Annotated in this window: 22 protein-coding genes; 13 read left to right on the plus strand and 9 right to left on the minus strand. The window is 66.2% G+C overall.

Features of this window, described 5'->3' with window-relative positions; genetic code table 11:
* Positions 1-11: 11 nt before the first annotated feature.
* Complete coding sequence (locus tag EET13_RS13060; RefSeq protein ID WP_122442674.1) at positions 12-1424, plus strand: MFS transporter; 1413 nt, start codon at positions 12-14, stop codon at positions 1422-1424.
* On the opposite strand, the gene EET13_RS13065 is transcribed toward EET13_RS13060, so the two are convergent.
* Positions 1413-2984 (minus strand): mannosyltransferase, encoded by a 1572-nt coding sequence (locus tag EET13_RS13065; protein ID WP_122442712.1) that lies wholly within the window; start codon positions 2982-2984, stop codon positions 1413-1415. The two genes, EET13_RS13060 and EET13_RS13065, sit on opposite strands and share 12 nt — an antisense overlap.
* Before the next feature lie 322 nt (positions 2985-3306).
* Here EET13_RS13065 and EET13_RS13070 point away from each other — a divergent pair, with 322 nt between their 5' ends.
* The gene (locus EET13_RS13070) at positions 3307-3747 is read left to right on the plus strand and encodes a universal stress protein (RefSeq protein WP_023373708.1); all 441 of its coding nucleotides are present in this window, start codon (positions 3307-3309) and stop codon (positions 3745-3747) included.
* 62 nt (positions 3748-3809) lie between these two features.
* Here the strand turns inward: EET13_RS13070 and EET13_RS13075 are convergent, their stop codons facing one another.
* The 3 genes from EET13_RS13075 to EET13_RS13085 form a co-directional block, all read right to left on the minus strand.
* Complete coding sequence (locus tag EET13_RS13075; RefSeq protein ID WP_122442675.1) at positions 3810-4643, minus strand: SDR family NAD(P)-dependent oxidoreductase; 834 nt, start codon at positions 4641-4643, stop codon at positions 3810-3812.
* Between the two features lie 30 nt (positions 4644-4673).
* Positions 4674-5582: a 2-oxo acid dehydrogenase subunit E2 gene (locus tag EET13_RS13080; RefSeq protein WP_168991279.1), complete on the minus strand. Its 909-nt coding sequence runs from the start codon at positions 5580-5582 to the stop codon at positions 4674-4676.
* A 160-nt stretch (positions 5583-5742) separates the two neighbouring features.
* The gene (locus tag EET13_RS13085; protein ID WP_122442677.1) at positions 5743-6420 is read right to left on the minus strand and encodes an MBL fold metallo-hydrolase; all 678 of its coding nucleotides are present in this window, start codon (positions 6418-6420) and stop codon (positions 5743-5745) included.
* 168 nt (positions 6421-6588) lie between these two features.
* Between EET13_RS13085 and uvrA the strand changes: the two genes are divergently transcribed.
* Positions 6589-9510 (plus strand): excinuclease ABC subunit UvrA, encoded by a 2922-nt coding sequence (uvrA, locus tag EET13_RS13090; RefSeq protein WP_122442678.1) that lies wholly within the window; start codon positions 6589-6591, stop codon positions 9508-9510.
* A 102-nt stretch (positions 9511-9612) separates the two neighbouring features.
* Here uvrA and EET13_RS13095 read toward each other — a convergent pair whose 3' ends face one another.
* The 4 genes from EET13_RS13095 to lysX all read right to left on the minus strand — a co-directional run bounded on the left by EET13_RS13095 (position 9613) and on the right by lysX (position 15108).
* Entirely contained in the window at positions 9613-9852 is a 240-nt protein-coding gene (locus EET13_RS13095; protein ID WP_122442679.1) for a hypothetical protein, read from the minus strand.
* 9 nt (positions 9853-9861) lie between these two features.
* On the minus strand, positions 9862-10299 hold the full coding sequence (locus EET13_RS13100; RefSeq protein WP_122442680.1) for a DUF6653 family protein: 438 nt from the start codon (positions 10297-10299) through the stop codon (positions 9862-9864).
* 5 nt (positions 10300-10304) lie between these two features.
* Positions 10305-11672: an alpha/beta hydrolase gene (locus EET13_RS13105; RefSeq protein WP_122442713.1), complete on the minus strand. Its 1368-nt coding sequence runs from the start codon at positions 11670-11672 to the stop codon at positions 10305-10307.
* A 142-nt stretch (positions 11673-11814) separates the two neighbouring features.
* Complete coding sequence (lysX, locus tag EET13_RS13110; RefSeq protein ID WP_211186423.1) at positions 11815-15108, minus strand: bifunctional lysylphosphatidylglycerol synthetase/lysine--tRNA ligase LysX; 3294 nt, start codon at positions 15106-15108, stop codon at positions 11815-11817.
* Between the two features lie 448 nt (positions 15109-15556).
* Here lysX and infC point away from each other — a divergent pair, with 448 nt between their 5' ends.
* The 4 genes from infC (at position 15557) to EET13_RS13130 (ending at position 17636) form a co-directional block, all read left to right on the plus strand.
* Positions 15557-16138, plus strand: coding sequence for a translation initiation factor IF-3 (gene infC, locus EET13_RS13115; protein WP_122442714.1), 582 nt, complete (start codon positions 15557-15559; stop codon positions 16136-16138).
* Between the two features lie 40 nt (positions 16139-16178).
* Positions 16179-16373, plus strand: a complete 195-nt coding sequence (gene rpmI / locus EET13_RS13120) for a 50S ribosomal protein L35 (RefSeq protein WP_122442682.1) — start codon at positions 16179-16181, stop codon at positions 16371-16373.
* A 76-nt stretch (positions 16374-16449) separates the two neighbouring features.
* Positions 16450-16839 (plus strand): 50S ribosomal protein L20, encoded by a 390-nt coding sequence (gene rplT, locus EET13_RS13125; protein WP_122442683.1) that lies wholly within the window; start codon positions 16450-16452, stop codon positions 16837-16839.
* An 11-nt stretch (positions 16840-16850) separates the two neighbouring features.
* A complete protein-coding gene (locus EET13_RS13130) occupies positions 16851-17636 on the plus strand; it encodes a TrmH family RNA methyltransferase (protein WP_122442684.1) in 786 nt (261 codons plus the stop codon).
* A gap of 12 nt (positions 17637-17648) precedes the next feature.
* Here the strand turns inward: EET13_RS13130 and EET13_RS13135 are convergent, their stop codons facing one another.
* Positions 17649-18713 (minus strand): oxygenase MpaB family protein, encoded by a 1065-nt coding sequence (locus tag EET13_RS13135; RefSeq protein ID WP_122442715.1) that lies wholly within the window; start codon positions 18711-18713, stop codon positions 17649-17651.
* Positions 18714-19211: 498 nt separating this feature from the next.
* Between EET13_RS13135 and EET13_RS32285 the strand changes: the two genes are divergently transcribed.
* The 6 genes from EET13_RS32285 to EET13_RS13165 form a co-directional block, all read left to right on the plus strand.
* Positions 19212-20309, plus strand: a complete 1098-nt coding sequence (locus EET13_RS32285) for a PE family protein (RefSeq protein WP_280177689.1) — start codon at positions 19212-19214, stop codon at positions 20307-20309.
* A 65-nt stretch (positions 20310-20374) separates the two neighbouring features.
* The gene (locus tag EET13_RS13145) at positions 20375-21286 is read left to right on the plus strand and encodes an adenylate/guanylate cyclase domain-containing protein (RefSeq protein ID WP_211189065.1); all 912 of its coding nucleotides are present in this window, start codon (positions 20375-20377) and stop codon (positions 21284-21286) included.
* Between the two features lie 9 nt (positions 21287-21295).
* Complete coding sequence (locus EET13_RS13150) at positions 21296-22075, plus strand: rhomboid-like protein (protein WP_122442716.1); 780 nt, start codon at positions 21296-21298, stop codon at positions 22073-22075.
* Between the two features lie 336 nt (positions 22076-22411).
* On the plus strand, positions 22412-23455 hold the full coding sequence (gene pheS, locus EET13_RS13155) for a phenylalanine--tRNA ligase subunit alpha (RefSeq protein WP_122442686.1): 1044 nt from the start codon (positions 22412-22414) through the stop codon (positions 23453-23455).
* Complete coding sequence (pheT, locus tag EET13_RS13160) at positions 23455-25941, plus strand: phenylalanine--tRNA ligase subunit beta (protein ID WP_122442687.1); 2487 nt, start codon at positions 23455-23457, stop codon at positions 25939-25941. Before pheS ends, pheT begins: the two co-directional genes overlap by 1 nt.
* Before the next feature lie 163 nt (positions 25942-26104).
* A partial coding sequence (locus EET13_RS13165) for a PE family protein (RefSeq protein WP_136623155.1) occupies positions 26105-26648 on the plus strand: 544 nt, incomplete at its 3' end.

Consider the following 26648-nt stretch of genomic DNA (forward strand, 5'->3'; position numbering starts at 1 on the left):
ACGGTGTAGTTGTGACCGAGACGGCAAGCCAGATCGGCCGTTGGCGCGAACTGCTGAGCAGCCATTTGGGGACGGCCACCATGCTCGCCGGTGGTGTCGCGCTGTATGCCACCAACGAATTCCTGACCGTCAGCCTCCTGCCGAGCACCATCGCCGAAATCGGTGGCAGCCGGCTGTATGCCTGGGTGACAACCCTGTATCTCGTTGGTTCGGTGGTGGCGGCGACCGCCGTCAACCCCATGCTGTTACGGGTCGGTGCCCGCACCTCGTACCTGATGGGGTTGACCGTTTTCGGCGTCGCGAGCCTGGTGTGCGGGGCCGCGCCGAATATGGAGACCTTGGTGGCCGGACGCACCTTGCAGGGGATGGCCGGTGGGCTGCTGGCCGGACTTGGCTACGCGCTGATCAACTCCGCGCTGCCGCATCGGTTGTGGACCCGCGGATCGGCGCTGGTGTCTGCGATGTGGGGGGTGGCGACGCTGGTCGGGCCGGCCACGGGCGGACTTTTCGCACAGTTCGGGCTGTGGCGGTGGGCGTTCGCTACGACGGCGGTGATGTCCGGGCTGATGGCCCTGTTGGTACGGGCCGTGCTGCGTAGCCGGGCCGGCGCAAGCGGTGGGCAGCCGGTGACCCCGGCGCACAAGGTGCCGGTGTGGTCGCTGTTGTTGATGGGCGCCGCCGCCCTTGCTGTCAGCGTCGCCGCACTCCCGCGCTACCTGGTGCAGACCGCGGGCTTGCTGGCCGCCAGCGTGCTGCTGATCGGAATTTTCGTGGTCGTCGACTGGCGGATGCAGGCTGCAGTGTTGCCGCACAGCGTCTTTGGTCCTGGTCCGTTGAAGTGGATCTACCTGACCATGTCGGTGCAGATGGTCGCCGCGATGGTGACCACCTATGTGCCGCTGTTCGGTCAGCGGTTAGGGAACCTCACACCGGTGGCGGCCGGCTTCCTGGGTGCGTCGCTGGCGGTCGGCTGGACGGCCAGCGAGATCGTCAGCGCATCGGTAAACAACAGCCGAGTGGTCGGGCATGTGGTAGCGGCCGCGCCGTTGGTGATGGCGTCGGGTTTGGCGCTGGGCGCCCTCACTCAACGCGCCGATGCATCCCTCGGGATCGTCGGGCTGTGGGCGCTGTCACTGCTGATCACCGGGACCGGAATCGGGATCGCCTGGCCGCATCTGTCCGCCTGGGCAATGGATTGCGTCGACGACCCGGCCGAAGGCGGCGCAGCGGCGGCGGCCATCAACATCGTGCAGCTTATCTCGGCAGCCTTCGGCGCCGGCCTGGCCGGCGTCGTGGTCAACACCGCCCAGGGCGGCGAAGTGGCGGCCGCTCGTTGGTTGTTCACGATATTCACCGGGCTGGCCGCGGTTGGGTTCGTCGCTTCCTATCGGGCGACTCACCGCGTACGGCGTTCACCTGGTTGATTTGACGACCTGCGAGTAGTGGAACTGCCACCGCTCGACAATGCGGAAACCCAGGTAGCTGGGAAACTGGTACACCGGCGTGCGTCCGAACGCGGTTCCCGGCGACAACGCATGTCCCGCTTGATGATCCGGCAAGGACTTGTCGCGGTTGGTGATCGTCCACAATGCCGGGCATTTGTTGATCTTGGCTGTGGTCAGCCACACCGCCACGTGGCCGTCCCATAGCGTGCCGACCTTGGGTCCGTAGGCGCCGCGTTCGACGTCGATCAGCGACTGGAACGCGGCCGGGCGGGTGGCCAGTAGCGCCCGGATCGGCCCCGGTCGCCAGGGCACGGTGTTGTCCACCAGGAGGCAGTCGCCGGGCGCGGCATGGGCGCTGATGACGTCGGCGACCTGGCTGTAATCCCAGCCCTCCTTGGCGTAGGGCCCGCGCTGGGTGAAGTAGTAATTCGGGAACGCGGCGACGGCGAAGGCCGCGACCGCGCCGGTAACGAGCCAGGGCCTGCGGGCCACGGTGACGATGCAGATGGCCAGGATGATCGCAGCTCCGGGCGCGGTCAGGATCAGGTAGCGCGGGTAGTAGATGGGTTCGACGGCCATCGAGTAGATCAGAACGACGGCGGTAGGGATGCCGACCCAGGTCCCGCCGGCCAGCAGCAGCGGGCGGGTGCCCTCGCCGGGCCCCGGCGCGCCGGCCAACCGCACCACCCCCGCGGCTGCGACGACCACACCCGAAAGGATGGCGAACGGAACGCTGTGGTCGAAGTACTGCCGATGCACCACATCGAGAAAGAGGCTTCGGTTCAGCCCCGAGATCCACCCCACCTGCCACACCTGTCCGTGCGCGAACAGAATAAAGGGCGTCATGGCCCCGACCGCGGCGACCGAGGCGACCGCCCACCGGATGACGGCACCTTTGCGCGCCGTTGCGGGCGCCAGCAGCGGTAGCAGCGCGGCATACACCGGCACCAGCAGCCCCAAGTTGATGCTGACCAAGATCGACAGCATCAGCCCCAGCGCATACAGCAGCCACAGCCACGGCTTGTTGCGCCGCACCGCGGCGACCAGCAGCACCGTCAGCCACACCGCGGCCGTCACCGAGAGGGCGGAGGAACGGGCCTCGATCCCTGCCCAGGTCACCCGCGGCAGAATCGCGAAGATGGCTCCGGCGCACAACGCGGTGCTGCGGCCGGAAAATTGCCTGGTGAACACGACGACGCCCGCGGCGGCGGCTCCGATGGCCAGGCTGCTGGGCACCCGCGACCAGAACTCGGTCGGCGGGAAGATCGCGAACCAGCCATGCATCAGCAGGTAGTACAGGCCGTGCACGGCGTCGATATGGCTCAATAGGTTCCACAACTCCGGCAGCGTGCGCCGCGCTGAAGCCGAGATCGTCGCACCCTCGTCGAACCACAGCGACGGCCGACCGGCCCAGGCGCCGCTGATGACCGTCGCCAGCAAAGCGATCGCCCAAGGGTCGAGGCGCCGGCCATGGGCGCGTGTGCGCACCGCCTGGGCGGCGCGCGGCGCCGCGTCCTGATCGAGTGCCGGTGCAGACATGATGCTTGTCACTGTAGGTCGCCCGCGATGATTCCGGTCACCAGCCGTCGTCCCGGTACCGGCTCGGCTGCCGGGGACAACAGTCGCGAACGCCACGTGGCGTCCGCACCTGTTATGACAAAAAACGTTGCACCGCAGCTATTTTCGGCGCCAGCATGGACCTTCGATTGCATTGCCATCGCCCGCTAGTGTCCGCCCGCTGCCGTCGCCCGGCAAAATGCGGATTGCGCCACGCCGCTGCGGTGTGGGTAATCTGACCCATCTGGATCAGCCAAAGCGATACTGTCTGGGGTTGGCGTAGCAACCGACACTGGGAGGGTAAATGGGCGCCTATCGGACCGTGGTGGTAGGAACCGACGGCTCGGACTCGTCGATGCGGGCGGTGGACCGGGCCGCACAGATCGCCGGGGCCGATGCCACGTTGATCATCGCGTCGGCGTACCTGCCTCAGCACGAGGACGCCCGAGCCGCCGACGTCCTGAAGGACGAAAGCTACAAGGTGACCGGCACCGCGCCGATCTACGAGATCCTGCACGACGCCAAGGAACGCGCGCACAATGCCGGCGCGAAGAACGTCGAGGAACGCGCGATCGTGGGCGCTCCGGTCGACGCGCTGGTCAGCCTTGCCGAAGAGGCGAAGGCCGACCTGCTGGTGGTCGGCAACGTCGGCCTGAGCACGATCGCGGGCCGGTTGCTGGGATCGGTGCCGGCTAACGTGTCGCGTCGGGCCAAGGTCGACGTGCTCATCGTGCACACCACTTAGGCGGCCGCAGTCGGGCGAGCCAGCGGGGCGCTCCGGCGACGATATTCACGGTCGGCGCTTGTTCATCGGAATGTGGACGCCGCCGGCGACCGTGCTGACTGGTTCGGTTGATGCGCGATGCCGGTGAGAACGAGTTCCGCAGTGCGTCTAGGAGTCTCGGCGAGCATCGCAAAGACGGCCGCCCGTCGGGGCAGCCGGACGTGTTTCCGGTTTTTCCGTACCGCCCGGACGACCTGGTCGGCAACTTTCTTGCGCGGGACGTCGACCATGAGATGCAGCCGGTAAAGGCGGCCGAAGGAATCAGCGGTCGGCGGGTAATGCTCGGTATGGGCCAGCAGGTCGGTGGGGATCGGCCCCAGTTCCACGAGGGTGGTGCGTATCGGCAAGCCGCGAAGGTCGGCTCTTAGGCCCGCGGTGAAATGCGAAAGAGCCGCTTTGGAAGCCGAGTAGGACACCAGTCCCGGAAGCGCGACACAGCCCCCCATCGAGGAGACGTTAACGACGTGGCCGACGCCGCGGTGAAGCATTCGCGGGATGGCCTGCCGGCACAATTCGGCCGGGGCGAGGTAGTTGACCTGCGTTACCTTTCGCACATCGTCCTCGGGTGCGTCAGCAAAGCCTCCCGTGCTGTTGTCGATGCCCGCGTTGTTGACGAGGACGTCGATCGGCCCGACTTCGTCTTCAACGCGGCGAATCAAGGTTGCGACCTGGCCGGGGTCCGACAGGTCGGCAATGTGAGCAGAACCGCCGAGCTCGACCGCCAGCGCCTGAAGTGGCCCTTCGGTCCGCGCGACGAGCGCCACGGTTGCCCCGGCACCCGCAAAAGCGTGGGCGAGCGCTGCTCCGATGCCTCGCGAAGCTCCTGTGATGAGGACTCGCTTCTGCGCTAGCTCCATGGCATCTCCTGCTGTCGGCGAAATGCGCGCCTACGCCATCGCCGGCCGCTTCCCGTTGCGGCGGGCGGCGGACTGGCGCGTCTTGCGCGGTTGCGTGAGGGCGGGGACCGGATCGAATGCAGCGGGATCCTCGAGATACTGGCGAAACACCCGGGCCATCGTCGCCGCCTGATATCCGTCGATGAACCGGTGGTCCAGACCGATCGTCAACGGCAGCACCGGACGCACCACCGGTTGACCGCCTTCGGCTAGCACCTTGTCGGTGACGGCGCCGATCAGGATCCCGAATGGCACTTGACAGAACGTCGGCCATGGGGCAGCGGCCGTGTCGAGGCCGTAGGTGCCTACGTTGCTGACGAGTATCGAACCGTAGGGCCGGGCCTCGAGCCCGAGGAACGGGACGGGCAACTGCAGGCTTTCGGTGATGAACGCAATGGCATCCATGACCGGGCGCAGCAACAGTGGCGGGAGGCCTTTGACCATGGCCTTGGCCTGTTTGAACTGAGGATCGTCGTTGTGCCGGATCTGCGCGGCACGATCGGCCAATTCCGTGGCGATGACCCAGGGCGGTTTCTCGTTGATGCGACGCACGACGGCGCCGGAGAGATCAGTTCTGGCCGCTTCCAATCCGGTGACCACGTCGGTGCGCAGGGACACGACGAAGAAGCAGTCGATTGTCGGAGACGGTAGAAAACTGCCGAACACAACCCGGCCGTTGAGGCCGGGCAGCGTTTCGACGACTTTGCCCGCCGCCCTGCCTACCAGATCCACGGGGGTGACGTGCTGGCCTGTGGCCTCGCGGACGCCAGCGATGTAGTCGAGCAGCCGCGACGCATCGATGTCGGCCGTCGCCCAGATGATCGGATCCTTTCTGGGACGCCAGGTAGCCATGGCGATCTTGCGCCACACGGAGAACGGGACAGATGACGGTGCCCACATCGCCGGAGCTCCATTCCTTCGCGCCATGCTCGGCAACAAACTTCACGCCGCGCCTTGTGCCGATTCTGCGCCTGGGCTCGCAGGTCAGACGAGGGAACAAGGTCACCTGCTGGGCTGCCTTGGGGCCTTGTTCTGCCCGCATGTCAGCGCGAAACGGCGGTCACCAGCCGCGCTGGCGCCATTCGTTGAGGTGAGGGCGCTCGGTGCCGAGGACGGTGTCGTCGCCGTGACCGGGGTAGATGATCGTGGAGTCAGGGTAGACGTCGAACACCCGGGTGATGACGTCGTCGAGCAGCTGGGTGAAGTCGCCTGGCTGCCACGTCTTGCCGACACCTCCCGGGAATAGGCAGTCGCCGGTGAACAGCTGCGTGGCCTCGCCGGTGGCGGGACCGCCGAGGGCCAGTGCCACCGACCCCGGAGTGTGCCCGCGCAAGTGGATGACGTCGAACGTCAGCTTGCCGATCTGGATGGAATCGCCGTTGGCCAGCAAACGATCGGGCTGGACCGGCAACGCTTCGGCGTCGATTTCGTGGGCGGCGGTGGGGGCGCCGGTAGCTTCGGCCACCGACTGCAGCGCCTGCCAATGGTCGAAGTGCTGATGGCTGGTGACGATCAACGACACCTTCGGTGCGTAACGCCGGATCAAGTCGATGAGGACCTCGGCGTCGTTGGCGGCGTCGATCAGCAGCGTCTCGCCGGTGGCCGAACAAGTGACCAGGTAGGCGTTGTTGTCCATCGGTCCCACCGAAGCCTTGAGGATCGTGGCGCCGGGCAGGGTGCGTCGGGCCGCGGTCCCCGGGTCGACATGCCCGGTGTAGTTGTCGTCGACGACAGTCATCAGCGCCCCTTCTCGGTTCCGGCCGCGCCGGCATGTTCGTCGTCGGCGCGGGTCATAGCGGTCACGTTACTGGTCGCCGATTGCTTGTCGGTATGGGCACATAGCATGGGAGGCGGACTCCGTCCTTGGGGCAGGAACCCGAAGGACCTCATCAGTGAAAGGGCTTGGGTGGCTGAGCGCCTGATCGTCAGGGGTGCGCGCGAACACAACCTGCGCAGCGTGGACCTCGACTTACCCCGCGACGCGATGATCGTCTTCACCGGGCTGTCCGGGTCCGGTAAGTCCTCGCTGGCCTTCGACACCATCTTCGCCGAAGGCCAGCGCCGCTACGTGGAATCGCTGTCGGCCTACGCCCGTCAGTTCCTGGGACAGATGGACAAGCCGGACGTCGACTTCATCGAGGGGCTTTCTCCCGCGGTGTCCATCGACCAGAAGTCGACCAACCGCAACCCGCGATCGACGGTCGGCACGATCACCGAGGTATACGACTACCTGCGGCTGCTGTACGCACGTGCCGGCACGCCGCACTGCCCGGTCTGCGGAGAGCGAATTGCGCGTCAGACGCCGCAGCAAATCGTCGACCAGGTGCTGGCCATGGCGGAGGGCACCCGGTTCCTGGTGCTGGCGCCGGTGGTGCGCACCCGCAAGGGCGAGTTCGCCGACCTGTTCGACAAGCTCAACGCCCAGGGCTACAGCCGGGTGCGGGTCGACGGAGTAGTGCATTCGCTGACCGATCCGCCGAAGCTGAAAAAGCAGGAAAAGCACGACATCGAGGTGGTGGTGGATCGTCTTACCGTCAAAGCCAGCGCCAAACAGCGTCTCACCGATTCGGTGGAGACCGCGCTGAACCTGGCCGACGGCATTGTGGTGCTGGAGTTCCCCGATGGCGGGGGGGAAGAGCATGACCGGCCCCGCGAGCAACGGTTTTCCGAAAAGCTGGCCTGCCCGAACGGACACTCCCTGGCCGTCGACGACCTGGAGCCGCGCTCGTTCTCGTTCAATTCGCCCTACGGCGCCTGCCCGGAATGCAGCGGCCTGGGCGTCCGCAAGGAGGTCGACCCGGACCTGGTGGTGCCCGATGCGGATCGCACCCTGGCCGGCGGCGCAGTCGCGCCGTGGTCGACGGGCCACACCGCGGAGTACTTCACCCGCATGATGGCCGGGCTCGGCGAGGCGATGGGTTTCGACGTTGACACTCCGTGGCGCAAGCTGCCGGCTAAGGCGCGCAAGGCAATTCTGGACGGCTGTGACGAGCAGGTGCACGTGCGCTACCGCAACCGGTACGGCCGCACCCGGTCGTACTACGCCGATTTCGAAGGCGTGCTGGCGTTTTTGCAGCGCAAGATGTCGCAGACCGAGTCCGAGCAGATGAAGGAACGCTACGAGGGCTTCATGCGCGACGTGCCGTGCCCGGTGTGTGACGGTACGCGCCTCAAGCCGGAGATTCTGGCGGTGACGCTGGCTGGGGGTTCCGGGGAGGAGCGCGGCCCGAAATCCATCGCCGAAGTCTGTGATCTGTCCATTTCCGATTGTGCGGACTTTCTCAGCGCGCTCACGCTGGGTCCGCGCGAGCAGGCGATCGCGGGGCAGGTGCTCAAGGAAATCCAGTCGCGGCTGGGCTTTCTGCTCGATGTCGGGCTGGAGTACCTGTCGCTGTCGCGCGCGGCGGCCACCCTGTCCGGCGGTGAGGCGCAACGCATTCGGCTGGCCACCCAGATCGGCTCCGGTCTGGTGGGCGTGCTCTATGTGCTCGATGAGCCGTCTATCGGCCTGCATCAGCGCGACAACCGTCGTCTCATCGAAACCCTCACCCGCTTAAGGGATTTAGGCAACACCCTGATCGTTGTTGAGCACGACCAGGACACGATTGCGCACGCCGACTGGATCGTCGACATCGGTCCGGGTGCCGGCGAGCACGGTGGCCGGATCGTGCACAGCGGACCCTACGGCGAGCTGCTGGCTGACGAAAACTCGATCACCGGTGCTTATCTGTCCGGCCGGGAATGCATCGATGTTCCCGCCATCCGCCGACCCGTCGACGCGCGTCGTCAGCTCACCGTCGTCGGTGCGCGGGAGCACAACTTGCGTGGCATCGACGTTTCTTTCCCCCTCGGTGTGCTGACCTCGGTGACCGGTGTTTCCGGTTCGGGCAAATCGACCCTGGTCAATGACATCCTGGCCGCGGTGTTGGCCAACCGGCTCAACGGGGCCCGGCAAGTCCCCGGCCGGCATACCCGGGTGACGGGGCTCGACCATCTGGACAAGCTGGTGCGGGTCGACCAATCGCCGATCGGGCGTACCCCACGCTCCAATCCGGCCACCTACACCGGGGTATTCGACAAGATCCGCACCTTGTTCGCCGCCACCACCGAGGCCAAGGTCCGCGGTTATCAGCCGGGCCGATTCTCGTTCAACGTCAAGGGCGGTCGCTGCGAGGCCTGCACCGGTGACGGCACCATCAAGATCGAAATGAACTTCCTGCCCGACGTGTACGTGCCCTGCGAGGTGTGCCAGGGCGCACGCTACAACCGGGAAACCCTCGAGGTGCACTACAAGGGCAAGACCATCTCCGAGGTGCTGGATATGTCGATCGAGGAGGCGGCGCTGTTCTTCGAACCCATCACCGGCATTCACCGCTATCTGCGGACGCTCGTCGACGTCGGCCTGGGCTACGTCCGGCTTGGCCAGCCCGCGCCGACGCTGTCCGGCGGCGAGGCCCAGCGGGTCAAGCTGGCTTCGGAGTTACAGAAACGCTCGACCGGCCGCACCATTTACATCCTCGACGAACCAACCACCGGGCTGCATTTCGAGGACATCCGCAAGCTGCTCAACGTGATCAACGGCCTCGTCGACAAGGGCAACACGGTCATCGTCATCGAACACAACCTCGACGTGATCAAGACCTCGGACTGGATCATCGACATGGGACCGGAGGGTGGTGCCGGCGGCGGAACCGTTGTCGCCCAGGGCACTCCGGAGGAGGTCGCCGCAGTGCCGGAAAGCTATACCGGAACGTTTCTGGCCGAGGTCGTCGAGCGTGCGCCGGCGAGTCTACCCCGGTCGAACCGCCGACGGAAGGTCAGCGCCTGAGCACAGCCCGGCCGCGACACTTAATCGGCTGCCAAGGCGCCCGAAAACCTAGCAGCAGTTGAGATTTCGGTATCAGCCCGTGTGCTGCACCCGGGCGTCGTCTCACTCATCGGTGTGCATCAATTCACGGATTTCAGCCAGGCGCTCGGCCGCTGCGCGCTGTCGCTTTTCGTACTGTTCCTCGACGGTGCGGCCCTCGTTCGTCTCGGCGTCCAGTTCGGCAGCGCCCATCGCCGTCGCGTAGCGAGACTCGATCTTCTCGCGGACCGATTCGAAGGTCGGGACTCCGGCGGGGTCATATCCGGGGTCGGACGAGTCGGCGGCTGATGGTTGGTCGGGCATGCCGCCACGTTACTGCGGCTGTGTGTCACCGCCGCGCCGGCGATCGAGATAGCGCACCATCTGGTTCCAATACACCATGGTCAGCGTCATTTGCAGCGCGGTCGCGACCACCGCGGGCTTGAGTCGGCGGCGACGGGCGGCGAACACCGCGCACAGCGAAACGGCCGATGCCACCGCGCTGACCAGCATCGCCGCGTCGGGCGGACGCTCGGTGACCCACAGTTCCTCGCCCAACATCGCCCGCGTTGCCCAGGCTCGATGATATTTCGGCTTGCCGAAGACAACCGGATTGAGCGCCAGCCACATTCCGATCACCGCCGCGTGACTCCAGCGCCGCGTCCATATCGGGACCAGTACCAGCGGTGTGCTCGCCCAGCGCGTCCACGCGCTCCAAGGATTGCAGTGCCGCGCGAATATTGCCCGTCGGACCCCCGCGACCGACGGCAACGCGGCTACCGCCCGGCCGTGACAACTTGTGCGGTAGCACCGCCGGTGCCTGGCAACGGAATCCGAGACACCTCCGGAGTGGCCAGCTGCCCCGCCAGCCAGGGCAGCGCCCGCACGAACGCCTGGTCGGCAAATGGCCAGTCGTGCTTGCCCGGTTGGGGAATCACCGCGCAGTCGATGCCGCTGGTCCGGCCCAGCGCGCACAGCGCATTGGCGGCAGCCGTCTGGTTGCTCGGATTGGCGGCGGCGTCGCGCCCGGCCATCCGCATGGCGGCGGTGTCGGCAATCGGAGTATCCCGGTGTGCCGCCGGCTGACCGGGAACAGAGATGGCGAACCAACCCGAAACCCCGGTATACGGGCCATGCCGGGTGATCACCGTGGTCGGATCGAACGCGGCCCAGGCGTCGGCGTTGCCGCCGAACAGCCTGGCAATGGTTTCGGTCTTGTTTCCCGCGTTCGGGTAGAAATCGCCGGCGACGTCGACGAATGCGCTGAACAGATCAGGGTGCATCACCGTCAAATCCACTGCGCAGGTCCCGCCCATCGACCAGCCCACAACGCCCCAGTTGCGCTGCTGTGAGCTGACGCCGAATTTGGAAATTATATATGGCACAACGTCTTTGGTCAGGTGATCGGCCGCGTTGCCGCGTCTTCCGTTGACGCATTCGGTGTCGTTGTTGAACGCGCCACCGGAGTCGACGAAGACCAGCACAGGCGCATTGCCGTGGTGAGCGGTGGCAAATTCGTCCACCGTCTGCACCGCGTTGCCCGCTCTCGCCCAATCGGCAGGGGTGTTGAACTGCCCGCCGATCATCATCGCGACGGGCAATCGCGGGGGCGGATCACTCGCGAACCACGCGGGCGGCAGGTACACCAGTTCCCCACGATGTTTGAAGTGTGATGCGGTGGCCGGGATGGTCACAGGCACCACGCTGCCGTGCGACGGCCGCGGCCCCTTGCCCGCCATCGCGGTAACGCTGGCTGGGTCTGCCTGATCGGGCAGCGGACCCGAGGTGAGCTGGCTCCACGCGGCCTGAACGGTCGGGAAATAGCCCACCCAGAGGTTGAGCGCCAGCGCCGCACTGAGCACGCAGAGTGGCACCGCCGTCAGCGATGCGCCGCGACCCCACCAGCGCGCGCTGCGCCAGCCCAGGACCAGCACTGTCGCGGCCACACCCGTCAGACCGGCCCACACCCAGAGGGCAGCGGGGGCCGGCTCATTGGCAAGACCGCCGAGGTACCACCCGGTCACCCAGGCCGTCGCGCCGCCCACGGCCGTCGCCGCGGGCAGCCGACGCCACCGCGATCCGATTGCCAGCAGCAGCACGATCGCGGTGACCAGCTGGACCGCGATCGGCAGCCAGCCGTGCATGAGCGAGGTGTGAGCACTGGCCAGCGGTTGCGCAAGATACGCCGTCGACGCTGTCACAGGAACTATTGTGATCGCTTGTTAACCATCCGGGAACGTGTTCATCGAATGTTCGCTGTGTGTTAGCTGGGAGACCCGGACCGGCCTAATGCGGCTTGGCCAACGGAAATGGAAGCGTCTCGCGAATGCTGCGTCCGGTGATCAGCATGACTACCCGGTCGATGCCCATACCCAGCCCGCCGGTCGGTGGCATCGCGTATTCCAGGGCTTGCAGAAAGTCTTCGTCGAGCTGCATCGCCTCGGGATCGCCACCGGCCGCCAGCAGCGATTGTTCCTGCAGACGACGCCGCTGCTCCACCGGGTCGGTGAGCTCGCTGTAGGCGGTAGCGAGCTCGATGCCCCAGGCCACCAGGTCCCATCGTTCGGCGACTCCGAGCTTGCTGCGGTGCGGCCGTGTCAGCGGCGACACCGACGTAGGGAAGTCGATGTAGAACGTCGGCCGCTCGGTACGGTTTTCGACCAGGTGCTCGTACAGCTCGAGGACCACGGCGCCGGCGTCCCACTGTGCCCGAAAGGGGATGTGGGCCGCATCGGACAACCTGCGCAGCGTCGCCAAGTTGGTGTTGGCGTCGATGCGCTCACCGAGGGCCTCGGAAACCGCGTCGTGGACCGTCTTGACTGGCCACACACCGGAGATGTCCACCGGTTGCACGCCCCCGTTGCCGGTGGGCCGCATCGCGATCGGTGCACCATTGGCGGCCTGGGCGGCGTTCTGGATGAGCTCGCGGCAGCTGTCCAGCCAGACCAGGTAGTCCGCATGCGCTTGATAGGCCTCGAGCAAAGTGAACTCCGGGTTGTGACTGAAGTCGACGCCCTCATTGCGGAAGGCCCGGCCCAGTTCGAATACCCGTTCCACGCCGCCGACGCACAGCCGCTTCAGATACAGCTCCGGTGCGATGCGCAGGAAGAGGTCCATGGAGTAGCTGTTGATGTGCGTGACAAAGGGTCTGGCGGCGGCTCCGCCATGCACCTGCTGCAGGATCGGCGTCTCGACTTCGATGAAGTCCTTGGCGAATAGCGTTTCCCGGACGGAGCGCAACACCGCGCTGCGTGCGGTGAGCAGGTCCCGGGACTCGGCGTTGACCGCCAAGTCGACATAACGCGTCCGGACTCGGGCCTCCGGATCGGTCAACCCCTTCCACTTGTTGGGCAACGGCCGCAAGCATTTGCCGATCAGGCGCCAGTTGGTCACGATCAGTGAACGGGTGCCACGCTTGCTGGAACCCATGTGCCCCGCCATCTCCACCAGGTCACCAAGGTCGATGGTGGCGTTGAAGTCGGCGGCGCGGCCCTGCTGCAGGCATGAATTATCCAGCAGCACTTGCATTTCACCGGTCCAGTCGCGCAGGTGCGCAAATAACACGCCACCGTAGTGGCGTACCCGCAGGATGCGCCCCGACACCGACAAAGTGGCCTCATCGCCTGCGGCCAGCGCCTGTGCGACCGTGTGGCTGGGCGGCCGGCCGACCGGATAAGCATCAATGCCGTTGCGTCGCAAGGCCTTCAGTTTGTTCAGTCGAACCCGGACCTGCTCCGGCAGGCGATGCCGTACTTCGTCGTCGTCGGTGAGGTCCACCTGCTGCAGCTCGACGAGATCCGGCGCCGAGCCGTCGGGATGCAACAGTCCACTGGCCGCCAGCCGTTCCGGTACCGCCGGATGGTGCCCGGTGTGTGCCTTATTGCGACGGCTGAACGGCAGTACCAGGAAGCCCTCAGCGATCACCGAGGCGACGCCCACCTTAGGTATCAACCGCGCATCCTCGTAACAGGCGTAGCGGGGCACCCATTGGGGCTGATACTTCTGGTTGGACCGGTAGAGCGTTTCGATCTGCCACCACCGCGAAAAAAAGACCAGCAACCCACGCCATAGCCGGGCAATCGGCCCGGCACCAAGCTGCGCGCCCTGCTCGAAGGCGGAGCGAAACATCGCAAAATTCAGCGAGATACGGCTCAGGCCAAGGCTTTCGGCGTGCAGAGCAAGTTCGCTGACCATGAGTTCGATGGTGCCGTTGGGCGATTCGGGCGAGCGGCGCATCAAGTCCAGCGAGACGCCGGTGGTGCCCCACGGCACCAATGACAGCATCGCCACCACCTGGTGGTCCGGGTCCAGCGCCTCGACCAATAAACAATCAGAGTCCGCCGGGTCGCCGAGGCGGCCCAGCGCCATCGAGAACCCGCGCTCGGTTTCGGTGTCGCGCCAGGCATCTGCACGCGCAACGGTCTGCTCCATTTCCGCCGCCAAAATGTCGCGGTGTCGCCGGATGCGCACCGTCAATCCGGCCCGGCGCGCCCGGGTCACTGCCTGGCGCACGCCGCGCATCTCCGGGCCGGACAACTTGAAATCGGCGGGCCGCAGAATCGCCTCGTCGCCCAGCTCCAAAGCGTTCAAACCCGCTTCCCGATATGCCTGGGCGCCTTGCGAACTGGCGCCCATAACACCGGGGGACCAACCGTAGGTCTGGCACAGCCGTAGCCATGCGTCGACGGCTTGTGGCCATGCCCGGGGATCGCCCACCGGGTCCCCGCTGGCCAGGCAGACGCCGATTTCGACGCGGTAGGTGACGGCGGCGCGGCCGCTGGGTGCGAATACCACCGACTTGTCGCGACGGGTGGCGAAGTAGGCCAGTGAGTCGTTTTGGCCATACAGCTCCACCAACCCGCGGATGGCCGACTCGTCCTCTCCGGTCAGTGCGTTGTCGGCGCGTTGCGACTGAAACAGCACGATGGTGGTCGCGATCAGGGCGAAGGCTCCGAACAAGCCGAAGATGGCGTTGAGGAAGACGTGTGGCCGGCCGGTGAACAGGTCGGGATCGGCGAGGGCGAATCCGATCACCCGGTTGGCCACGTACGGTAGCCGGTCTTGCGGTGCCAGCGATCCCGGGAACAGCTCGACCAAACCCCAGGACACCAGGATTCCGATGGTTCCGCCGGCTAACAGCACCGCGGCCGCTTTGAACAGTGCGCCCCGGCGCACCTTGGCCCAGAACTCGCGATACGCCAGCACCAGCACGACGATCGCGACGACGTGGACCGCGAAGCCCAGGTTTTCGCCGAAGTTCTGGGCCGCGGTGTTGCCCCCGGCGGCGATATCGGCGGCGTTCAAGAAGGCGGCGAGCACCATGTTTCCCAGCAACAGCAACCAGGCAATCCGTTTGCGTGCGGTCAGCGCGGCGGCCAGCAAAGCCAGCACGAAGGACCACGCGAAGCTGGTATCGGGGAAGTTGAACAGGTAGCTGTTGATGAACTCCCGGGGAACCTTGATGATCCACCGAATCAGCGGCGACATGCTCGCCAGCAGCGACAGCGTCGCGATGACTCCGACGGTCCAGCCGGCTGCCGCGGGAACCCAGTGATACCGCGAGACGGGCCTGCTCTCCATCGAACGAGGCTTTGCGAGGGTCACAAACCGCGAGGATATTCCCTCGAACCGGGAAAATCCTGGCGACGGGTCGCTGGATTGCACTGCTCGACGCGCGTGGGCTGGCGCGCAGGTCGGCTCGTTACCCGAGGGAGGGGAAGCGGCTGTTAGACTTGCGGCTGCGACCATCCCGGCGAAGGCCAGGAACAGTAAGTGGAGTCCCACTCCCACCGCTGGTCACGAAAAGTAGCAAGGCACTTTTCCAGGCCAGGCGGTCCGGTCACAGGCATATCGCAATGCCTGTTCTGCGCGTCGCGCAGGCGGCTGGAGTTTTCTCGAGCCGCGATCGGTCGGCATTGGGCCCTGCTTCGGCAGGGTTTTTTTGCTGATGGCTGGTGTTTCCACTGCTGATTCCGGCCCGGCGTCTGGGCGCTGGCCGCAGCGGAAGAAAGCCAACAAGGGAGGCCACATCAGCACTGAGACCCGCGTCAACGAGCGCATTCGCGTACCTGAAGTCCGTTTGATCGGCCCAGGGGGGGAGCAGGTAGGCATCGTGCGTATCGAAGACGCACTCCGCGTCGCCGCGGATGCCGATCTCGACCTTGTCGAAGTTGCCCCGAATGCCAGACCGCCGGTCTGCAAGATCATGGACTACGGCAAGTACAAGTACGAGGCGGCGCAGAAGGCGCGTGAATCCCGCCGGAACCAACAGCAGACCGTCGTCAAAGAACAGAAGCTGCGACCCAAGATCGACGATCACGATTACGAAACCAAGAAGGGCCACGTGGTGCGTTTTTTGGAGGCCGGATCGAAGGTCAAGGTCACCATCATGTTTCGCGGACGCGAGCAGTCACGGCCCGAACTGGGCTATCGGTTGCTGCAACGGCTGGGCGCAGACGTCGCCGACTACGGATTCGTCGAAACGGCGCCCAAGCAGGACGGGCGCAACATGACGATGGTGCTGGCGCCACATCGTGGTGCGAAGACTCGCGCCAGGGCGCGGCATCCCGAAGGACCGGCGGGCGGCGACATCAAACCTGTATCGAATTAACTCGCTAGCCAAAACCCGAACTCACCAGGACTGAGGAAAAATGCCCAAGGCCAAAACCCACAGCGGGGCCTCGAAGCGGTTCCGGCGCACCGGGACCGGAAAGATTGTCCGGCAGAAAGCCAACCGCCGGCATCTGTTCGAGCACAAGCCGTCGACCCGCACCAGGCGCCTGGAAGGCCGTACGACAGTGGCGGCTAACGACACCAAGCGGGTCAATGCGCTGCTGAACGGTTAGCCGGCGCCCCGTAGCACCGGCTGGCGCCGGTACCTGACCACGTACGTCCGAGTCCGAACGAGAGTAGGAACCATCCATGGCACGCGTAAAGCGGGCAGTCAACGCCCACAAAAAGCGGCGCTCAGTCCTCAAGGCATCGAAAGGTTACCGCGGGCAGCGGTCGCGGCTTTACCGCAAAGCCAAAGAGCAGCAGCTGCATTCGCTGAGCTACGCCTACCGCGACCGGCGGGCGCGTAAGGGCGAGTTCCGCAAATTGTGGATCTCGCGGATCAACGCGGCGGCGCGCGCCAACGACATCACCTACAACCGGCTGATCCAGGGACTCAAGGCCGCTGGTGTCGAGGTGGACCGCAAGAACCTCGCCGATATCGCGGTTACCGATCCGACGGCGTTCACCGCGCTCGTGGAGGTCGCCCGCGCAGCCCTGCCCGAGGACGTCAACGCCCCCTCCCCAGAGGCCGCTTAAGCCCGCATCCGGTGCTCACCGAACGCTCGGCCAGGGTCGCCGCCGCGGTCAAACTGCATCGCCACGTCGGCCGGCGTCGCGCGAACCGGTTCCTCGCCGAGGGTCCCAACCTGGTCGAGGCCGCGTCGGAACGCGGACTGGTCCGGGAGGTGTTTGTCACCGAGGCCGCGGCACAGCGGCACGATTCCTGGTTGGCCGGCCATGACGCGCCGGTCCATCTGGTCACCGAGCGTGCCGCAAAAGCCTTGTCTGACACGGTTACCCCGGCGGGACTGGTCGCGGTGTGCGACATTCCGTCGGCTCACCTGGACGATGTGCTGAGCCGCGCACCGCGGCTCATCGCGACTGCCGTCGAAATCAGCGAGCCAGGTAACGCCGGGACACTGATCCGCATCGCCGACGCCATGGGCGCCGCAGCGGTCATCTTTGCCGGACCCAGCGTCGACCCCTACAACGGCAAGTGTGTACGCGCGTCCGCCGGCAGCATTTGCAACCTTCCTGTCGTCGCCGTTGCAGACACCCACGCCGCCGTCATGTCGTTGCGGGATGCGGGGCTGCAGGTACTGGCCACTGCCATAGACGGTGAGACGTCCCTCGACGATGCCGATCCGCTGCTGGGAGTTGCGACGGCGTGGTTGTTCGGCCCCGAATCACACGGGCTGTCCGCCGAGATCGCCGGCGCGGCAGACCACCGGGTGCGCATCCCGATGTCCGGCCGAGCCGAGAGCCTGAACATCGCCGCCGCCGCGGCTATCTGCCTGTACCAAAGCGCCCGGGCATTGAGCGGCACTCGCTGAATCGTCTGCGTTTCATGCGGCCCTGGCCGCCCGGCCGCGGCCGCGGGCGGGACGCAGGCCGGCCAGTGAGAGCGTGTTGTGCACCAACGATCCCGCGCGCTCCATGATCAGCCGGGCCGGCTCCAGCGGGAACGGCGCGAAGCCGCGGGCGCGCGGTGGGAAGTAGTGCATCGGCAGTCCGCGGCGGTCTCGCGGCGGCGCCATGAACGCGGGCGCTTCGACCAGCGGGGCATCGCTTCGGGTACGGCCCGCGGCCCGGCGGTAGGCGGACAGCGCGCGGGGATGCAGCCTGATCTCGTCGGGCACCGCGAGGAACGCCAGCTCTACCACCTTGCCGAACAAGCGCAGCAACACCTCGTCACCGGGGGTCCAATGCATCCCCGCCTTCTCGCGGACAGCTGGCTCGAACAAGCCCGCGGCGATCCAGCGCTGGCCGGCGACCAGCGGCTTGAACAGCTGGTCCCAAACGGGAGTGGGCATCAGAACGAACTTCGGCTTGGGTATGCGCATGTTGAAGATGTCCAGGGTCGCCTGGTTGATCTCGAGTTCCTCCCGGCAGGTCCGGTCCCAGTACTCCTGAAAGTCCTCCCACGACTTGGGTACCGGCCGCATGCTCATGCCATACATGCAGTACCAGCGCACATGCTCATCGAACAGCTGGCGCTTCTCGGCCTCGGTCAAGCCGCCGCAGAAGTATTCGGCGACCTTGATGACGAGCATGAAGAACGTGGCATGCGCCCAGTAGAAAGTTTCCGGGTTCAGGGCGTGATAGCGACGACCCTCGGCGTCGACTCCCTTGATCGTGCGGTGGTAGCCCTTGATCTGCTCGCCGGTCTGGGCTGCCCGGTCACCGTCGTAGACGACGCCCATGATGGGGTACACGGATCGGGCCACCCGCTGCAGCGGTTCTCGCAGCAGGATCGAATGCTCGGTAACGCCGGCGCCCAGCTCCGGATACATGTTCTGGATCGCGCCGATCCACACGCCCATCATTCCGGTGCGCAGGTCACCGAAGTATCTCCAGGTCAGTGAATCGGGTCCGAGTGGCTCGACTGGTGTCGTCGATGTGGCAGTCATCGTGGCCTCCACGCGCTCGATGTGCGCCCACGATAAACGGTGACAACATGCGTTGTCCACGGTTTCGGCAGCTGGCGTCGCGTGGTGTTAGCCGGTGTCCTCAGCGGCGTGGCGCCCGCGTGATCAGGTTGTTCACCGTAACTCCCGATGCCCGGCCGTTCCGCACGCGAGCCGTTTGCTACGGGCGCCGGCCCGCATGTTGTCGAGTACGTGGCAGGCGGCGATATGAGACCGAGCGGATCAGCTGGACGGTATGGCTTTACCGAAATGGTGTCGAGAGCCGCAGTACAGATCCGGCCGGATGAATTGACTGTCCGGCGGGGGGATGTGCTGGCCGTATTGCTCCCCGGCGCGGTGATTTCCAGCCGGTGCGGCGCGATGGCAGTCGCTACCGAAGGCCCGAAATGGGGCTAACCAAAAAGGGATTGCTGGGAGTAGAGTTTCTTTACTGCAGACCACTCGGTGATTTTCTTCTTGACTCAAGCAAGGAGGCCGGCTTTGTCGATTCTCAGTGTGGCGCCGGACATTATGAACGCAGCGGCGGGAAATTTAGCGGAAATTGGTTCCGCGATGACCGCGGCCAACGCGGCGGCGGCCCCGCCCACTACCGGGCTGGTGGCGATGGCGGCAGATCAGGTGTCGGCGGCTGTCACGGCGGCATTTGCGACGCATGCCCAGGACTACCAAGCCCTCAGTGCCCGGATGGCGGCGTTTCACGACCAGTTTGTCCGCAGCCTGAGCAATGGCGCGGGGGCGTACCTCTGCGCTGAGATCGCCAACGCCGAGCAAAATCTGCTGAATGCGGTGAACGGGCCCGCTATGGCGTTGCTTGGCCACCCGTTGCTGGGCAGCTGCGCAGGCTTCGGTGCGCCCACCGCGTCCAGCGGCACCACCGCGGCGGCCGGCGCTGCAACTAGCGCTTCGAGCTCGGGCTGGAGTGTCGGTTCCGCCGTCAGCACGGCGGGTGCGGCGGTCACCGGGACAACGGCTACCGGGGCGGCTACCGGCACAACGGCTATTGGGGCGGCCACCGGGGCAACGGCCACCGCCACGGCGGCCGCCGGCGCAATGGCCCCGCCGGCCGCGACCGCTCCCGTGAGTGTTCCGCTGTTGAGTACAAACACCCCGTTCGGTCCGGTGGGGCTCACACTCAACGGGACCGTGGACCTGACGACCCTTCAAGTTGCCTTTGACTCCGGCTCCCTCGCATTACCCGCGCCGCTCGCACTGGGCATTGATGCATTGGGCCCGTATTACCTTGCGACGACGGCGCTCCAAAATAGTGCCACCGCATTCGGCAACGCGATATCGAGCGGGAACCCCTTGGGCGCCGCCGGCGCACTATTTTTTGCTCCGGTAAACGTCGCAAACAGCTTCCTTTTCGGACACGGCACGATAACGCAGTCGATGCCGGCGCCGTCGGGGTTCGGTTATACGGACGTGGCGTTTGGCGTTCCGGTCGGCGGGCTGCTGTCGCCGCTTCAGCCGTTCACGCTTACCCTCACGCCGACCAGCGGAACACCCACCTCGATTGCGTTGGGCGGAACCCAGGTCGGCGGCCTTATTCCGGGCTTGTTCGGGCTGCTTTCGGGCTGATCGGCGGGACGCCGGCAGCACGCCTGTGATTGCCTGGCTCAGCCACTACCACCTACCCTTGCGAGGTGGAGGTCGGGGCTGGCGATGGGGAGTCCGGCGTGCCCGACGAGACGGCGACTGCGCTTGAGCCGTCGGCTTCGCGTCGGCGTTCTCCAGCGCACTGGCTGCGCTCCACCAATCACAGTCCGGGCGTGGTGGCGTTTGTCCGGCGGGCGCGACGGCTGTTGCCCGGCGATCCTGAATTCGGTGATCCGCTGTCCACCGCGGGTGATGGCGGTCCGCGTGCCGCGGCACGGGCCGCCGACCGGCTGCTGCGGGATCGCGATGCGGCATCGCGTGAAGTCAGCCTGGGGGTCCTGCAGGTGTGGCAGGCACTGACCGAGGCGGTTTCGCGGCGCCCGGTGAATCCGGAGGTGACGCTCGTCTTCACCGACCTGGTGGGTTTCTCGACCTGGTCGCTGCAGGCCGGTGATGAGTCCACCTTGGCGCTGTTGCGCCAGGTGGCCCGGGCTGTCGAGCCGCCACTGCTGGACGCCGGCGGCCACATCGTCAAGCGGATGGGTGACGGGATCATGGCGGTGTTTCGCAATCCCGCTGTGGCTGTGCGTGCCGTGCTCATCGCTCGGGAGGCGTTGAGCACAGTCGAAGTGGCGGGCTACACGCCGCGGATGCGGGTCGGCATCCACACCGGCCGGCCGCAGCGGCTGGCGGCTGACTGGCTCGGTGTCGACGTCAACATCGCCGCTCGCGTTATGGAACGCGCCACCAAAGGTGGCATCATGATATCGAGTCCCACCCTAGACTTGATCCCGCAAAGCGAACTGGACGCATTGGGTGTCGTAGCCAAGCGCGCACGTCGACCGATGTTCTCCAGCAAGCTCACCGGCATTCCGCCGGACTTGGTCATATACCGCCTCAAACCTCGTAAGGAGTTGCCAGCTTTTGGTGACGTTGCCGAAACAGAACCGCAGGCATAGTAGATGTCGATGATTTATCGCATGTGGGCTCTGCTTTACCCGCTTGGCCGGGTCCGGTTCACAGTGGGCTACCTGGCAGCGCTTGCTTCGGTCAGCATCGCGATTTTGATGCTTGGCCCGCATGCCCACGACCGGGTCATTCGGCATGCCAGCACGAATCTGCACAACCTGGCGCACGGTCGGCTGGGAACCCTGTGGAACAGCGCCTTCGTCATCGACGACGGGCCGCTCTACTTCTGGCTCCCGTGCCTGGCGTGTCTGCTCGCCCTCGCCGAACTGCACTTGCATACCGGGCGGCTGACCCTCGCGTTCGTCGTCGGCCATCTCGGGGCCACGTTGCTGGTAGCGGCCGCGTTGGCGGGCGCGGTCGAATTCGGCTGGCTGCCGTGGTCGATCACCCGCGTCAGCGATGTCGGGATGAGTTACGGCGCTCTCGCGGTAGTCGGGGCACTCACCGCGACGATCTCGCGTCGCTGGCGGCCGGGGTGGATCGGCTGGTGGGCGTCGCTGGGCGTTGCGGCCGCGATCACCGGTGGCGATTTCACCGACTTCGGCCACGCTATTTCACTCTTGCTGGGCATGTTGGTGACCATGCGGTTCGATCGGCCGATTCGCTGGACACCGACGCGGTATGTGTTGCTCATGGTCTCGTCGGGTTTCGGCTTTCTGCTGTTGGCTCACACCAGCGCGACATCGGCGAGCGGGGTTGCCCTGGGCGTCCTCGGCGCGGGCGTGGCCTCTGGGCTTGCGCGTTGGCAGGCTATGCGCGGCGCACCGGCTCAAGCATGATGCGCGGGCGGGCCGCGCCGGCATGTCCGTAGGAGGTCAGCCGGCAGCGCCGGCGCTGCGCAGCTAACTCGGCCCGTTGGGTAGCCGAGCTGCCGTACGGCGAGGCCATTGCGCCCGGGTACCCCGGGAAGTCATCCAGTGGGCGTCGCCGAAACGGACGCATCCATGACTTATGATCGGCAGTTGCGTCATACCCGTGCCGCAAACCCACCCCGCGTCGATGCGAGCCCGTCAGTGCCCGCCCGCTGGCCGGGTGACGGACCGAGGTGGGTGTCTCCCCTTGGGGGAGAGCCAGGCAGTTATACCTAGCCTCGTCAGCAAGGAGAGTGTCGCCGCGTGGGTGATCAACCCGTCGATCTGTCGCCGGAGGCATTGGCGAAGGCGGTCAACGCCGCCCAGCAGGCTTTCGCGCTAGCCGACAGCCTGGAGGCGCTGGCGCACACCAAGACCGAGCACCTTGGGGACCGGTCGCCGCTGGCGGTGGCCCGGCAAGCGCTGGGCAGGTTGCCGAAAGAAGAGCGTGCCGATGCCGGCCGCCGAGTCAACGTCGCCCGCGGCGATGCGCAGCGCAGCTACGACGAACGCCTGGCCGCGCTGCGGGCCGAACGCGACGCGGCGGTGCTGGTCGCCGAAGGCATTGACGTCACGCTGCCGTCGACCCGGCAGCCCACCGGCGCCCGGCATCCGATCACCATCCTGGCCGAGCACATCGCCGACACCTTCATTGCGATGGGCTGGGAGCTGGCCGAAGGACCAGAGGTCGAAAGTGAGCAGTTCAACTTCGATGCCCTCAACTTCCCTCCAGACCACCCCGCGCGCAGCGAGCAAGACACCTTCTACATTGCGCCGGAAGATTCGCGGCAGCTGTTACGCACCCACACGTCACCGGTACAGGTGCGCACGCTGCTGGAGCGTGAGTTGCCGGTCTACGTCATCTCGATCGGGCGGACCTTCCGCACCGACGAACTCGACGCCACCCACACCCCGGTGTTCCATCAGGTCGAGGGATTGGCGGTGGACCGCGGGCTGACCATGGCGCACCTGCGCGGGACGCTGGATGCCTTTGCCCGTGCCGAATTCGGGCCGTTGGCTCGAACCCGTATCCGGCCGCACTTCTTCCCCTTCACCGAGCCGTCCGCCGAGTTCGATGTGTGGTTTGCCAACAAGAAGGGCGGCGCCGACTGGGTGGAATGGGGCGGCTGCGGGATGGTTCATCCAAACGTGTTGCGGGCTGCCGGAATTGACCCCGACGTCTATTCGGGCTTCGCGTTCGGAATGGGCTTGGAGCGAACTCTGCAGTTCCGCAACGGAATTCCCGACATGCGCGACATGGTGGAGGGTGACATCCGGTTCTCGTTGCCGTTCGGGGTGGGTGCCTGATGCGCGTTCCGTATAGCTGGCTGCGCGAAGTGGTTTCGACAGGCGCGCCGGGCTGGGACGTCCCGGCAGACGATCTCGAGCAGACGCTGGTCCGCATTGGCCACGAAGTCGAACAGGTGACCGCACTCGGCCCTGTCGACGGCCCGCTGACTGTGGGCCGGGTGGCCGCCATCGAGGAGCTTACCGGCTTCAAGAAGCCGATCCGCGCTTGCCTGGTAGACCTCGGCGACGGTGCGGAGCACGAAATAATCTGTGGTGCAACGAATTTTGTGCGCGGCGATTTGGTCGTCGTGGCGCTGCCCGGAACCACACTGCCGGGCGGCTTCACCATCACCGCCCGCAAGACTTACGGCCGCACGTCGGCGGGAATGATTTGCTCTGCGGCCGAACTTGGTTTGGCCGCAGACCATTCCGGGATTCTGGTGTTGCCACCGGCGACGGCCGAACCGGGAGCCGACGGCACGGCCGTGCTCGGATTGGAGGACGTGGTCTTTCATTTGGCGATCACGCCCGACCGGGGTTATTGCATGTCGGTGCGCGGCCTGGCCCGCGAGATCGCCTGCGCCTACGACTTGGCATTCGTCGACCCCGCCGACGTGCCGCCGCTGCCAGTCGAGGCAGCAGCCTGGCCGCTGACGGTGCAGGCCGAGACGGGTGTCCGCAGGTTCGCCCTGCGACCGGTGACGGGTATCGATCCGGCCGCGGTATCACCCTGGTGGCTGCAGCGCCGGCTGATGCTCTGCGGTATCCGTGCGACCTCGCCGGCGGTGGACGTCACCAACTACGTGATGCTCGAGCTAGGTCACCCGATGCACGCGCACGACCGCAATCGGATCACCGGCAGCCTGGGAGTGCGATTTGCCCGTTCCGGTGAGACCGTCGTCACCCTGGACGACGTCGAGCGGCGACTCGAGCCCGGCGATGTCCTGATCGTCGACGACGCCACCACCGCTGCGATCGGCGGCGTGATGGGGGCGGCCAGCACCGAAGTGCGTGCCGACTCCACCGACGTCCTGCTGGAGGCTGCAATTTGGGATCCGGCTGCGGTGTCGCGCACCCAGCGCCGCTTGCACTTGCCCAGCGAGGCTGCCCGGCGCTACGAACGCACAGTCGATCCGGCTATTTCGGTGGCCGCCCTGGATCGCTGCGCCGCGTTGCTCGCCGATATCGCCGGGGGAGTCGTTGACTCGGCACTCACGGATTGGCGGGGCGAACCGCCTGTCGATGACTGGTCGATGCCGCCGATCCGGATCGACGCCGACCTGCCGGACCGCTTCGCGGGGGTGAGCTACGCCGCGGGTACCGCGGCTCGGCGGCTCGCGCAGATCGGGGCGGAGGTGGTCGTTGAAGGCGAGGCCCTGACCGTCATCCCGCCGAGTTGGCGACCCGATCTGCTGCAGCCCGCCGACCTCGTCGAGGAGGTGATGCGGCTGGAGGGGCTAGAAATCATCCCTTCGGTGCTGTCCGCCGCTCCCGCGGGCCGGGGGTTGACGGCCGCACAGCGGCGCCGTCGCGCGATCGGAAAGTCGCTGGCGCTGGCCGGGTATGTGGAGATACTGCCGACGCCGTTTTTGCCGGCCGGTGTTTTCGACTTGTGGGGGCTGACTGCCGACGACCCCCGTCGTGCGACGACGCGTGTGGTCAACCCGTTGGAAGCCGACCGTCCGCACCTGGCCACGACGTTGTTGCCGGCCTTGCTGGAAGCGCTGGCGCGCAACGTGTCTCGTGGTTTGACCGATGTCGCGCTGTTCGCCGTCGCACAGGTGGTGCAGCCGACGGAGCGCACTCAGGGCATCGAGCTGATCCCGGTGCACCGCCGCCCGACAGACGGCGAAATCGCGGTGCTCAACGCGTCGCTGCCGCGACAGCCGCAACACGTGGCCGCAGTGCTGGCCGGGTTGCGCGAGCCTCGCGGCCCGTGGGGTCCGGGCCGTGCGGTCGAAGCCGCCGACGCTTTCGAGACCGCGCGAATCATTGCCCGCGCCAGTGGAATTGACGTCACGCTGCGGTCGTCTCAATACCTGCCATGGCATCCGGGCCGGTGCGCTGATGTACTCGTCGGCGAAACCTCCGTCGGCCATGCTGGGCAATTGCATCCGGCCGTGATCGAACGGACGGGCCTACCGAAAGGCACCTGTGCGGTCGAGCTGAACCTCGATGCGATCCCCATGGTGGAATCCTTGCCGGCTCCGCGGGTGTCGCCGTTCCCGGCTGTGTTTCAGGATGTCAGCTTGGTGGTGTCGACGGATGTCCCCGCCCAGGCTGTCGCTGACGCCGTTCGGGAAGGGGCCGGCGAGCTGCTCGAGGACATTCAGTTGTTCGACGTGTTCACCGGTCCGCAGATCGGCGAGGCTCGCAAGTCGCTGACCTTCGCGCTGCGGTTCCGCGCACCGGATCGCACGCTGACCGAAGACGATGCGAGCGCGGCGCGCGACGCCGCGGTGGAGTGCGCAGCCGAACGCGTCGGCGCGGTGCTGCGTCGCTGATCTGCGCCGAGTTGGTGGGCTGTAGCCCATCGGATGTCGAGGATTCGCCGAACTATGCCGGTGAAATTGTCGGCTAAAACACCGAATTCGCGTCTGGAAGCGCCTACCATCTTCATTCACCCGCGACGACAGCTTGATCGCGATGCGAGATGGAGGTTTCCAGATGTCGTTTGTGATCGCGATGCCGGACATAATGTCCACGGCGGTAACGGATCTGGCGAGCGTCGGTGCGACCATAAGCTCGGCCAACGCCGCGGCAGCGGTGTCCACCACGGGCCTGCTGGCGGCCGGTGCCGACGAGGTCTCGGCGGCTATTGCGTCGCTGTTTTCTCAGCACGCATCGGAGTACCAGGCGCTGAGCGCCCAGGTCTCGGCGTTTCACTCCCAGTTTGTGCAGAGCCTCAATTCGGGTGTGGCCGCATATGCCGGGGCCGAGGCCGCCAATGTCCAGCAGAATCTGCTCGACCTGATCAACCAGCCCTTCCTGGCATTGACCGGGCGCCCGCTGATCGGCAACGGCACCGACGGGATCAGCGGACCCGTCGGCACAGCCGGCGGGCCCGGCGGGTGGCTGTTGGGCAATGGCGGCAACGGCGGCAATAGCACGAACGTCGGAGCGACTGGCGGGGCCGGCGGGGCCGCCGGCTTGTTGGGCAATGGCGGCATGGGTGGGACCGGCGGGCCCGGAACGGCCGCCATTGCCCAAC

Origin of the sequence: Mycobacterium attenuatum (genome assembly GCF_900566085.1) — a bacterium.
Taxonomy (GTDB): domain Bacteria; phylum Actinomycetota; class Actinomycetes; order Mycobacteriales; family Mycobacteriaceae; genus Mycobacterium; species Mycobacterium attenuatum.